12 protein-coding genes are annotated in these 11,780 nt (G+C 33.1%); 10 read left to right on the forward strand and 2 right to left on the reverse strand.

The window, feature by feature from the left end:
- From M3Z80_RS02250 to hisIE, 6 genes are all read left to right on the forward strand, one after another.
- A partial coding sequence (locus M3Z80_RS02250; RefSeq protein ID WP_293917130.1) for an aminotransferase class I/II-fold pyridoxal phosphate-dependent enzyme occupies positions 1–412 on the forward strand: 412 nt, incomplete at its 5' end.
- On the forward strand, positions 409–1,503 hold the full coding sequence (gene hisB, locus M3Z80_RS02255; RefSeq protein WP_293917131.1) for a bifunctional histidinol-phosphatase/imidazoleglycerol-phosphate dehydratase HisB: 1,095 nt from the start codon (positions 409–411) through the stop codon (positions 1,501–1,503). The genes M3Z80_RS02250 and hisB, both read left to right, overlap by 4 nt.
- A 118-nt stretch (positions 1,504–1,621) precedes the next feature.
- The gene (hisH, locus tag M3Z80_RS02260; protein ID WP_293917134.1) at positions 1,622–2,200 is read left to right on the forward strand and encodes an imidazole glycerol phosphate synthase subunit HisH; all 579 of its coding nucleotides are present in this window, start codon (positions 1,622–1,624) and stop codon (positions 2,198–2,200) included.
- An 83-nt stretch (positions 2,201–2,283) separates the two neighbouring features.
- A complete protein-coding gene (gene hisA / locus M3Z80_RS02265) occupies positions 2,284–3,006 on the forward strand; it encodes a 1-(5-phosphoribosyl)-5-[(5-phosphoribosylamino)methylideneamino]imidazole-4-carboxamide isomerase (RefSeq protein WP_293917137.1) in 723 nt (240 codons plus the stop codon).
- Between the two features lie 92 nt (positions 3,007–3,098).
- A complete protein-coding gene (hisF, locus tag M3Z80_RS02270; RefSeq protein ID WP_293917139.1) occupies positions 3,099–3,851 on the forward strand; it encodes an imidazole glycerol phosphate synthase subunit HisF in 753 nt (250 codons plus the stop codon).
- The gene (gene hisIE / locus M3Z80_RS02275) at positions 3,848–4,435 is read left to right on the forward strand and encodes a bifunctional phosphoribosyl-AMP cyclohydrolase/phosphoribosyl-ATP diphosphatase HisIE (protein ID WP_293917141.1); all 588 of its coding nucleotides are present in this window, start codon (positions 3,848–3,850) and stop codon (positions 4,433–4,435) included. The genes hisF and hisIE overlap by 4 nt, the downstream gene beginning before the upstream one ends.
- A gap of 70 nt (positions 4,436–4,505) precedes the next feature.
- Here the strand turns inward: hisIE and ligA are convergent, their stop codons facing one another.
- Positions 4,506–6,524, reverse strand: a complete 2,019-nt coding sequence (gene ligA / locus M3Z80_RS02280) for an NAD-dependent DNA ligase LigA (RefSeq protein ID WP_293917143.1) — start codon at positions 6,522–6,524, stop codon at positions 4,506–4,508.
- A gap of 304 nt (positions 6,525–6,828) precedes the next feature.
- Here ligA and M3Z80_RS02285 point away from each other — a divergent pair, with 304 nt between their 5' ends.
- Complete coding sequence (locus M3Z80_RS02285; protein WP_293917144.1) at positions 6,829–7,638, forward strand: enoyl-ACP reductase FabI; 810 nt, start codon at positions 6,829–6,831, stop codon at positions 7,636–7,638.
- A gap of 66 nt (positions 7,639–7,704) precedes the next feature.
- On the opposite strand, the gene M3Z80_RS02290 is transcribed toward M3Z80_RS02285, so the two are convergent.
- Entirely contained in the window at positions 7,705–8,283 is a 579-nt protein-coding gene (locus M3Z80_RS02290) for a hypothetical protein (RefSeq protein ID WP_293917146.1), read from the reverse strand.
- A 109-nt stretch (positions 8,284–8,392) separates the two neighbouring features.
- Here M3Z80_RS02290 and M3Z80_RS02295 point away from each other — a divergent pair, with 109 nt between their 5' ends.
- From M3Z80_RS02295 to M3Z80_RS02305, 3 genes are all read left to right on the forward strand, one after another.
- Positions 8,393–10,300 (forward strand): ABC-F family ATP-binding cassette domain-containing protein, encoded by a 1,908-nt coding sequence (locus M3Z80_RS02295; RefSeq protein ID WP_293917148.1) that lies wholly within the window; start codon positions 8,393–8,395, stop codon positions 10,298–10,300.
- 182 nt (positions 10,301–10,482) lie between these two features.
- The gene (locus M3Z80_RS02300) at positions 10,483–11,358 is read left to right on the forward strand and encodes a sulfite exporter TauE/SafE family protein (RefSeq protein WP_293917150.1); all 876 of its coding nucleotides are present in this window, start codon (positions 10,483–10,485) and stop codon (positions 11,356–11,358) included.
- A gap of 9 nt (positions 11,359–11,367) precedes the next feature.
- Complete coding sequence (locus M3Z80_RS02305; protein WP_293917153.1) at positions 11,368–11,766, forward strand: DUF1634 domain-containing protein; 399 nt, start codon at positions 11,368–11,370, stop codon at positions 11,764–11,766.
- Positions 11,767–11,780: the final 14 nt, after the last annotated feature.

The following is an 11,780-nucleotide window of genomic DNA, read 5'->3' on the forward strand; positions in this document are numbered from 1 at the left end:
AGCAGGCGTACGAATTGGTATGGCTTATGCCAATCCGGAAATCATTCAGTTGTTAAATAAAGTTAAACATCCCTATAACATAAGCGCTTTAAATCAAAAGGCTGCTATAGAAGCACTGAACCAAGACAGTGAATTTGAAAAAAGAAAATCTATTATTCTCGAAGAAAAAAAGAAGCTACGCTCCGCATTGGAAAAACTTTCTATAGTTACAAAAATATATCCTTCCGATACTAATTTCCTTCTAGTCGAATTTTCTCATGTCGATCAAGTTTTTACCCAACTTATACAAAAGGGAATTATTGTACGAGACCAGTCTTCTAAAATTAAAGACAGTCTACGCATAACGGTGGGAACGCCTGAAGAAAATCTTACATTAATCAATTCATTACAAACATTAAATGATACCCTATGAAAAAAGTATTATTTATAGATCGCGACGGCACTTTGGTTATAGAGCCTCCTGTAGATTATCAACTAGATAGCTTAGAAAAACTTGAGTTTTATCCTTTGGTATTTCAAAACCTTTCCAGAATATTTCGCGAAATGGATTATGAATTGGTTATGGTTACCAATCAGGATGGATTAGGTACCGAATCCTTTCCGGAGGAAACTTTCTGGCCTGCACAAAATAAAATCATAAAAGCTTTTGAGAATGAAGGAATAAAGTTTTCAGAAATTCTAATAGATAAAAGTTTTGAACACGAAAATCTTCCAACTCGAAAACCGGGAACAGGAATGCTTACTCATTATCTAAAAGGAAATTATGACCTTGCTCATTCTTATGTAATCGGAGATCGACTAACCGACGTACAACTTGCTAAGAATATAGGCTGTCGTTCTATATATATGGGTATGGAAAAAAATAACGAGGCAGATTTACAAACACAAAGTTGGGAAGAAATTTATCGATATTTAAAGAAACAACCTCGTAAGGTTAAGGTAGTCCGTAATACCAAAGAAACTAAAATTTCTGTGGAAATAAATTTGGATGGTTCGGGTAAAAGTACCATCTCTACAGGATTAGGCTTTTTTGACCATATGCTGGAACAAATAGCTAAACATGGGAATATGGATCTATATATTGAAGTTGATGGCGATTTGAATGTTGATGAACATCATACGATTGAAGACACCGGTATTGTATTAGGTGAAGCAATGTTACAAGCCTTGGGAAGCAAAAAAGGAATTGAAAGATATGGGTTTCTTTTACCAATGGATGACTGCCTGGCGCAAGTTGGAATTGATTTTGGAGGACGTCCGTGGATTGTATGGGAAGCTGAGTTCGCAAGAGACAAAATTGGAGAAATGCCTACTGAAATGTTTTATCATTTTTTTAAGTCTTTTAGCGACAATTCTAAATGTAATTTGAATATAAAAGCTGAAGGCACTAATGAACATCATAAAATAGAAGCTATTTTTAAAGCTTTTGCTAAAGCTATTAAAATGGCTGTTAAGCAAACCGATGCCAATTTTGCTATACCAAGTACTAAAGGAAGTCTATAATACGAATTATCATTTTTGTCTTTATCTTATAAACATTTGATCCCAATATTTTAAAATCAAAAAATTAAAAATTTTTTAAAAATTTATAGTTTCATATAATTCTAATGGTTCGTAAAAAATGATAGCAATTATAAAATATAATGCCGGAAACATAAAATCTGTACAGAATGCTCTTTCCCGCTTGGGGGTTGAGTCTATGGTTACAGACAATAAGAGCGATATTCTAAATGCCGATAAAGTAATTTTTCCCGGCGTTGGTGAAGCCGGAAGCGCTATGACATATTTACAAGATAGAGGTATGGATATATTAATAAAATCCATTACACGCCCGTTTCTAGGTATCTGTTTAGGGCAACAATTGATGTGCTCTCATTCGGAAGAAGGAGATACGAATTGCCTTAATATCTTCAATGTTAACGTACGAAAATTTCCTTCTACAGATATAGTTCCGCATATGGGATGGAATACCTTATATGATTTAAAGGGTGATATCTTTACCAAAAGTGAGAATAACGAAGATGTCTATTTTGTACATAGTTATTATGCTGAATTATGTGAAAATACCTCTGCCACCTGTACTTATATTTTACCTTTTAGTGCAGCTTTACAGAAAGATAATTTCTTTGCCACTCAGTTCCATCCTGAAAAATCGGCTGATGTAGGAGATAAAATATTAAAGAGTTTTATGGAACTGTAATTATTATTCACTATGATACCTATCAATTCACGATTACCTATGTCTTTTTTTATTACTTATAAATAATTTTAATCCTAAAAAAAATGAGAATTATACCCGCTATAGATATTATTAATGGAAAATGCGTACGGTTAACCCAAGGTAATTATTCTACTGAAAAAGTATATCGGGAAGACCCATTAGATGCTGCAAAAGAATATGAGGACATCGGTATTCAGTTTTTACACGTTGTAGATTTAGATGGAGCAAAATCCAATCGAATTATTAATTATAAGACCCTGTATAAAATAGCTTCACAAACTTCTTTAAAGATTGATTTTGGAGGTGGATTGAAAAGTGATGAAGATTTAAAGATTGCTTTTGAAAACGGTGCATCGCAAATTACTGGAGGAAGTATTGCTGTAAAAAATCAAGAATTATTTCTTTCTTGGCTTTCTACTTTTGGAAGTGACAAAATCATTTTAGGTGCAGATTGCAACCATCGAATGATAGCAACACAAGGTTGGACAGAGTCTTCTTCTTTTGAAGTCGTGGATTTCATTAAAGAGTATGAAAATAAAGGAATTCGTTATGTAATTTGTACGGATATTTCTAAGGATGGAACTCTAAAAGGACCTTCCACAGATTTATATAATGAAATCCTTCAATCCTCCTCAATAAATCTTATTGCCAGTGGCGGAGTATCTTCCCTAGATGATTTACATATGCTGAAAGAAATCGGCTGTGAAGGAGCAATTATAGGTAAGGCTATTTATGAAGGTAAAATCAAATTAAATGAACTTAAACAATTTCTACAAATACAATAATTATGGAAAAATAAGAATAATCTCATTTTTGATTATTTTTATGTTTTCATCAAATTTTAATGCCGGAAATTGCTTATATAAAAAATAATAAAGTGTTAAAAAAACGTATTATCCCCTGTCTGGATATAAAAAATGGAAGAACTGTAAAGGGCATAAACTTTGTGAGCCTTACTGATGCCGGAGATCCGGTAGAGCTGGCTAAGGCTTATGTACAACAAGGAGCAGATGAATTGGTGTTTCTTGATATTACGGCAACGATTGAAAATCGTTCTACCTTATTACACTTGGTCGAGAAAATCGCTAATGAAATCAACATTCCGTTTACGGTTGGAGGAGGAATAAATTCTGTAGAAGATGTTTATTCACTAACTCAAGCCGGTGCAGATAAGGTTAGTGTCAATTCTTCAGCAGTAAAAAGACCGGAATTAATTTCTGAAATTGCTTCTCGATTTGGTAGCCAATGTGTGGTAGTTGCCATTGACACCAAAAAAGAAAAAACAGGATGGAAAGTTTATACACATGGGGGAAGAACTCCCACTATTATTTCTACGCTTGACTGGGCAAAGAGAGCTGAAGAACTGGGCGCCGGAGAGATTTTACTTACTTCCATGAATAATGATGGTACTAAAAGCGGATTTTCTCTTGATATTACTCAAACAATCGCAGAAGAGGTAAATATTCCGGTAATTGCCTCGGGGGGAGCTGGCGCTAAAGAACATTTTGCTGATGTTTTTTTAAATACGAAAGCATCTGCAGCTCTTGCAGCTAGTATTTTTCATTTTGATGAAATTCCTATCCAAGAATTAAAAAAATATTTAAAAACTAAAAATATACCTATTCGATGAAAATAAATTTTGAAAAAAGCAACGGGTTAATTCCTGTCATTATTCAGGATGATCTTACTTTACAAGTACTCATGCTTGGCTATATGAATGAAGAAGCCTTTGAAAAAACTAAACAAGAAGGGAAAGTTACTTTTTTTAGCCGAAGTAAAAAACGTTTATGGACTAAAGGAGAAACTTCTCAGAATTATTTATGGGTAAAGAAGATCGAACTTGATTGTGATTGTGATACCCTTTTAATAAAGGCTTCTCCTGCAGGCCCTACCTGCCATACAGGCAGTTATTCCTGTTTTGAGGAACAAAGTACTAAAGGATTTGTGTATAAATTACAAGACATTATTAACAAACGTATTGAGGAAAAAGTTAATGGATCGTATACGTATCAGCTTTATGAGAAAGGAATTAATAAAGTTGCTCAAAAAGTTGGAGAAGAGGCGGTTGAAGTAGTTCTTGAAGCTAAGGATAATGATGATATTTTGTTTAAAAATGAGGCAGCAGATCTGTTATATCATTATCTTATTTTATTAAAAGCAAAAGGTTTTCGATTAGAAGATATTGAAGAAGTATTGTTCGATAGAAATCATTAATAATTCATGAACTGCAATGGTTTATTGCAGTTCATGCTATATTTTATAAAAAGTTATAATTTTAGTGGTCTTATTCGGTGGGGTTTATGCCCTCATTTTCAAATAATTCTAAGAATTGATATTCATTTATAATTTTTACCGTCCCTAATTGTTCTGCTTTTTTTAATTTAGATCCTGCTTTTTCGCCTACCACCAAATAATTTAAATTTTTACTAACGGAAGAAATATTTCTACCTCCATTTTTTTCTACCAATTCTTCTGCATGATCTCTAGTAAAAGCAGTTAATTTTCCTGTAAATAAAAATGTCTTTCCTTCTAATATATGAGAAACTTCCTCCTGTGAATCTTCAGTTTCGAAATGTAATCCTGAATCTTTGAGCTTTTTAATAAGGATTAAATGCTCCGGATTTGCAAAATATTCTTGTATGCTTAGAGCAATTTTATTTCCTACATCTGCTGTATTTTCCAATTCTTCTAATGTAGCTTTTTGTAAACCGTCAATAGACTTAAATCTTTTAGCTAATTTTTTAGCCATAGTTTCACCTACATGACGAATTCCCAGTGCATATAAAACTTTTTCAAAAGGAATTTTTTTCGAGTCTTCAATTCCGTCAATGATATTTTGTGCGGACTTGTCGGCCATCCTATCCAGCCCAATTAGTTGTTCTTTTTTCAAGGTATAAAAATCTGACATGTCTTTAACCAATCCATTTTCATAAAGCATGGATACAGTCTCCGCTCCTACGCTGTCAATATTCATGGCCCTTCTGGAAACAAAGTGTTCCATCCTACCCATTACTTGAGGAGGACAAGCTTTTTCATTAGGACAAAAATGTGCTGCTTCTCCTATTTCTCGAACTAAAGGAGTTCCACATGCTGGACAATTTTTAATAAATTCCAATTTTATGGTACCTGGTTCCCTTTTATCATAATTTACATCTACTATTTTAGGAATAATTTCTCCTCCTTTTTCTACAAAGACCTTATCATTAATTCGCAAATCCATATTTGCAATAAAATCTTCATTATGTAAAGAAGCTCTTTTCACTGTAGTTCCAGCTACCAATACCGGTTTTAATTTAGCTACAGGAGTAATCGCCCCTGTCCTTCCTACTTGATAATCAACACTTAATAACTGAGTTTCCACTTTTTCAGCTTTAAATTTATAAGCAATAGCCCAACGTGGAGATTTAGCCGTATATCCTAGTTCTTCTTGTTCAGATATTGAATTAACTTTAATAACAACTCCGTCTATTTCAAAAGGTAAATTATATCTTTCAGTATTCCAATACTCAATAAATTTGGTTACTTCGTCTAAGTTAGAACATAATTTGGCGTAATTTCCTACTTTAAACCCCATCTCCTTTGCATTTTGCAAAGAATCCCATTGCGTACTGTATTTTCTATCATCAGTCAATACATAGTATAAGTAGCAATCCAATCCTCTTTTAGCCACAGCTTCACTATCTTGTAATTTTAAGCTTCCACTGGCTGTATTTCGTGGATTCGCATAGGGTTCAAGCCCTTCTTTTTTCCTATCTTCATTTAACTTCTCTAACGACTTTTTAGGCATAATTATCTCTCCTCTTATGTAAAAACGTTGCGGATATTTTCCTTTTAAATGAAGAGGAACTGATCGTATAGTCCGAACATTATGGGTAACATCATCTCCTTGAAAACCATCTCCTCTGGTTACCGCTTGTACTAATTGCCCATTTTCATATAATATACTAATTGAGAGTCCATCGTATTTAAGTTCACAGACGTATTCTACTGTTTCATCTATAGATTTCGAAATTCTAACCGCCCAGTCTTTAATATCGTCAAAAGAATAACTGTTATCCAAAGAATACATCCGTCTTTCATGTCTTACAGTCGGAAAAATTTTGGTTATTTGTCCTCCCACTCTATGTGTAGGGGAATTGGGATTGTCATATTCCGGATTTTCTTTTTCTAATTTTTTCAGTTCTTCCATCATTACATCAAACTGATAATCGGATACTTCCGACTGATCTAACACATAATATTTATAATTTAAATCAGTCAATTCCTTCCTTAAGAAATCAATTCTGTCTTTAGTTTTATTCATTTTTTAGAATATTTATTCAAATTTATAAACAATGAATGAAATCTTAAAGAATACCTGGATACTATTTAGTACACTAAATATATTTATATCCTATTCTATCAAATCAATACATTCCTGGATAATTTATAATAAAACGCACAAACCATGCTCAATTTTAATCTATTTGTAATAACCTATTATAATTGAATAGAATTTAAATAGTATCAACCTATTGTTTTTAGCTCAAAATAAGATAACAAACTTTTCGTCTCTATGTTAAATTATTTACATAAATTTGTTCTGTTAACATTTTTAAATAAATACTATGTCTCACGGATTATTAAAGGGAAAAAAGGGAATTATTTTCGGAGCGTTAGATTCCAACTCCATTGCTTGGAAAGTTGCAGAACAAGCCCACGCAGAAGGAGCAGAATTTATCCTGACTAATTCACCAGTTGCTCTTAGAAAAGGAGAGCTTAATGCTTTGGCTGAAAAAACCAACTCAGATACAGTCCCTGCAGATGCTACTTCTATGGAAGATTTGAACAAACTTTTCGATCATGCTCTAGAAAAATTCGGAAAGCTTGATTTTATTTTACATTCAATAGGAATGTCCGTTAATGTCAGAAAAAATAAAGAATATACAGATATAAACTACGAATGGTTAACTAAAGGATGGGATATATCTGCCGTTTCTTTCCATAAAGTGATGAAAACAGCTTGGGATAAGGACGCAATGAACGAATGGGGTAGTATTGTTGCTCTTTCTTATATTGCGGCACAAAGAACTTTTCCTGGATACAATGATATGGCAGATAATAAAGCTTTTTTGGAAAGTATCGCTAGAAGTTTCGGATATGAATGGGGTATACGAAAGAAAGTTAGGGTAAATACTATTTCGCAATCACCAACTCCTACTACTGCCGGAAACGGTGTTAAAGGCTTTGGAGGATTTATTGAATTTGCTGATGAAATATCTCCGTTAGGTAATGCTACCGCAGAAGATTGTGCCAATTATTGTATTACTTTATTTTCCGATCTAACGAAAAAGGTTACTCTACAAAATCTTTTCCATGACGGAGGATTCTCTAACGTAGGAGTTAGTGAAAGGGTTATGAAACGATATGAAAAATAATGAATGTATTTTATTCAAAAAAAGAGGCTTATAATAAGCCTCTTTTTTTATATTAGTTATTTCTGTTTATTTCTTTATCGGTTGTAAGGTTGTAATCTTACTTTCATCTATATGATAATATTTAATTACCTCATTATAATTTTTATAATTTACCATTGATTGGTTTGATCGAGCCCAAATACCAGGTATTACTACAATTCTAAATGTTTGATCATGTATCGCTTCAGGACTATAGAAATCAATGTCATAATCAGCATCCGCATATATGGTAAAGCCATCAGTTGAAAACGTATGGTAATAAGTTAGCGTACCTTTTTCTACTTGAGAATTTCCCGGAATTATGTATTCAATAGAATATTGGCTTGGCATCAACTCCCATTCTGGATTTCCAATATTGTCAAAACCTACTTGTCTATATACTAAAACATTACTTGACGACTGCAATTTATTCACAAAAGAACGATCAATAGCATAAGTAAATTTACTAATAATTCGATCAAATTTAACTACTGTAAAAGAATGTACCATTGCATCTGAACTATTTTCCACTATGGGAACATAGTTGTTATTGTCATCATCACTACATGAAGTTAATGTAAAATTAAAACTTATTAAAGTTACTATTAAAAAAATTATATTTTTCATAAGATTATATTTAAAAAAACAAATTTATTCTAAATTTTTCTAATTAGACAATTGTAAATCTAATAAGATTAAAAGTAGTACCTTTGTCTATTCAAAATTTAAGAGAAAAATGATATTAGTTCAAAACTTAGGTTTACATTTTGCTGGAACTTATTTATTTGAAAATGTAAATTTTAGAATTAACAAGAATGATCGAATTGGATTAGCAGGAAAAAATGGAGCAGGAAAATCAACCTTATTAAAAATTTTATCTAGAGAGCAACCTTCTACAGAAGGTACTGTTGAGAAAGAAGGAGAAGTACGTATCGGGTTTTTGAAGCAGGATTTAGATTTTGAAATGGGAAGAACCGTATGGGAAGAAGCCAAGCAAGCATTTACGGAACTCAATGCAATTAATGATAAAATAGATAAAATCAACCATGAGCTTGCTTCGAGAACAGACTATGAGTCTGATGAATATCACAAACTCATTACTAACTTAACAGAATTTACCGAACGTTACTCAACATTAGGAGGTTATACTATAGACGGGGAGATTGAAAAAATATTAAAAGGGTTAGGTTTTAAAGAATCAGATTTTAATAGACTTACTGATGATTTTTCGGGAGGATGGAGAATGAGAATTGAATTGGCAAAATTGTTACTAGAAGAAAACGACGTTTTACTTTTGGATGAGCCGACTAATCACTTAGATATAGAATCAATTATTTGGTTGGAAAACTTTTTAATTAACTACAATGGAGCTGTTGTTTTGGTGTCACACGATAAGCAATTTTTAACTAATGTAACGAACCGAACGATTGAAATTTCCAATAAATCCATTCAGGATTACAAAGCAAATTATACCAAATATCTCATTTTAAGACAGGAAAGAAAAGAAAAAATAATTCAGTCTCAAAAAAATCAAGAACAAGAAATTAAACGTACAGAGCAACTTATTGACAAATTCAGAGCAAAAGCAAATAAGGCTTCTTTTGCCCAGTCTTTAATAAAAAAGTTAAATAAAATTGAACGTATCGAAGTTGAGGATGATGATGTGACTCGCTTTCATATACGATTTGAACCAAGCGTAACTCCCGGAAAGATTATTTTTAAAGCGGAAAATTTAGGAAAATCTTTTGACACACATACCGTTTTTGAAAACGCAACTTTTTATATCGAAAGAGGAGAAAAAATTGCTTTCATTGGACAAAACGGGCAAGGAAAAACCACACTAGCTAAAATTATGGACGGTCTTCTTTCCTATGAAGGAAAATTAGAAATAGGGCATAATGTACAAATTGGATACTTCGCTCAAAACCAGGCTGAAGTACTAAATCCTTATAAAACTATTTTGGAAGAAGCAGAAGATTCTGCTACTGAAGAATCTCGTCCGAAAGTACGGGATTTATTAGGGTCCTTTCTTTTCCAAGGAGATGAAGTTCATAAAAAAGTATCGGTCCTTTCCGGTGGCGAACGAAACCGTCTAGCTCTCTGCAAATTACTTCTTCGTCCTTTTAATACCTTAATCATGGACGAGCCTACCAACCATTTGGATATACAATCCAAAGCTATTCTTAAGCAGGCCTTAAAAAATTTCTCGGGGACCCTTATCTTGGTATCTCACGACCGAGAATTTCTGGAAGGACTTGCAGATAAGGTGTTTGAATTTAGAAATGGAGAAGTAAAAGAATTTTTAGGGAATATTACTGAATATTTAGAATATCGAAAAAAAGAAAATATGAGAGAGGTGGATCTTGAAAAATCAAGTATTACTAAAACTCAAAAAGCAATTCAAACAACAACTGCAAGCAAGGAAGTTCAATCCAAAACTAAGGAACAGAAATCCCTTGAAAATAAGTTGTCTAAACTTGAAAACGACATAGAAAAAACTGAAGAAAAGATTTCTTCTTTTGAAGATATTTTCACCAAAAAAAACCCTAAAGATGAGCAACTTAAAGAATATTCCGAATTAAAATCTAAACTTAAAAAGCTCAACCATGACTGGGAAGCTATTTTTACTCAGTTAAATGCTTAAAAGGTTTATCTAAGCACCGAATAAAAGATAAGAAAGCCTATGCTCATAGTGAGTATAGGCATCATTCTTTCTATGGATTGAGTTATAATTTTTATCGTGTATATAAATTCAATTTGTTTTCATGTCCCTTATTGGAAAGGAATACTTAAATTTGTTGTATAATTTCTTAATTTCAAATCATTTTGACAATAATAACTTTTACAATTATCCTTTTTTTTGGAGCAATTGCGGCGGGGACATTGGGATCACTTACAGGACTTGGTGGCGGAGTGGTAATTATTCCTCTGCTTACTCTCGGTTTTGGTGTCGATATAAAATATGCGGTGGGTACCGCACTCGTAACTTCAATTGCCACTTCTTCCGGAGCGGCAGCAGCCTATATAAAGGAAGGAATGACCAATGTTCGTATTGGAATGTTTCTTGAAATTGCCACCACTACTGGAGCTGTATTAGGTGCATTGGTAGCCGTATTTTTGCCTACTTCGGCCATTTATATTATTTTAGGTTTTACTCTCATTTTCTCTTCGATCATGACATTGAGAAAGAAAAATGCAGCTATTGATTATACTGCTCCGGGAAGTAAGCTGGCGACCAAGCTAAAATTAAACGGAACCTATCCTACCCCTAATGGAATTCAAAATTATAATGTTAGAAATATTGGTGCCGGATTTTCACTAATGACAGTGGCAGGTGTGCTTTCAGGTATATTGGGCATTGGATCGGGAGCTCTTAAAGTATTGGCAATGGATACTGCCATGAAAATACCATTTAAGGTGTCTACCACTACCTCTAATTTTATGGTTGGCGTAACAGCCGCTGCCAGCGCGGTTATTTATTTCCAAAGAGGTCAGATTGATCCCTTTCTTGCCATGCCTGTGGTAGTAGGAGTTTTGCTAGGTGCATTTTTAGGCTCTAAAATATTGATGGTTATTAATGTGCAGCTGTTGCGAAAAATTTTTAGTCTAGTTATAGCTATACTTGCTATTCAAATGATATATAGAGGGTTAGAACCCTCATTAATTAGATGGTTTCCTCATATAAATTTTCCTAAACTTTAAGTTGATATAATGGTTAATTTTTTTTCAAAAAAATTCTGGGAGGAACGTGATGTAGAGCTCTATATAGGGAAACTGTTACGTTACGGAGTAATTCTTTCTTCTCTTATTACTATTACTGGTGGTGTAATTTATATATCCCAACATCCGGATCAAGAATTGAACTTCAAAACTTTTGTAGGTGCTCCTAATTATTTAAGGGAATTATCCACACTTCTTCCTGCTGTTTTAAAATTAGACGGTTTAGCTATCATTCAATTAGGTGTAGCCGTGTTAATAGCCACCCCCGTTTTGCGGGTCGCCTTCTCTATAATAGCTTTTGCCATCGAAAAGGATCGTATGTATATAGTTATAACCTGTATAGTTTTAGCTATTATCTTATCCAACATGATTTTCGGACTTGAAGGATAAAATTTAATCTTAAT

It is taken from the genome of Apibacter sp. (genome assembly GCF_025291155.1).
Taxonomy (GTDB): Bacteria; Bacteroidota; Bacteroidia; order Flavobacteriales; family Weeksellaceae; genus Apibacter.

Coding starts and splice junctions, on each gene's coding strand:
- hisIE (WP_293917141.1), top strand. CDS start 3,848: ATGAAAATAAATTTTGAAAAAAGCAACGGGTTAATTCCTGTCATTATT.
- M3Z80_RS02290 (WP_293917146.1), bottom strand. CDS start 8,283: ATGAAAAATATAATTTTTTTAATAGTAACTTTAATAAGTTTTAATTTT.
- M3Z80_RS02305 (WP_293917153.1), top strand. CDS start 11,368: ATGGTTAATTTTTTTTCAAAAAAATTCTGGGAGGAACGTGATGTAGAG.
- M3Z80_RS02295 (WP_293917148.1), top strand. CDS start 8,393: ATGATATTAGTTCAAAACTTAGGTTTACATTTTGCTGGAACTTATTTA.
- hisA (WP_293917137.1), top strand. CDS start 2,284: ATGAGAATTATACCCGCTATAGATATTATTAATGGAAAATGCGTACGG.
- hisB (WP_293917131.1), top strand. CDS start 409: ATGAAAAAAGTATTATTTATAGATCGCGACGGCACTTTGGTTATAGAG.
- ligA (WP_293917143.1), bottom strand. CDS start 6,524: ATGAATAAAACTAAAGACAGAATTGATTTCTTAAGGAAGGAATTGACT.
- M3Z80_RS02285 (WP_293917144.1), top strand. CDS start 6,829: ATGTCTCACGGATTATTAAAGGGAAAAAAGGGAATTATTTTCGGAGCG.
- hisH (WP_293917134.1), top strand. CDS start 1,622: ATGATAGCAATTATAAAATATAATGCCGGAAACATAAAATCTGTACAG.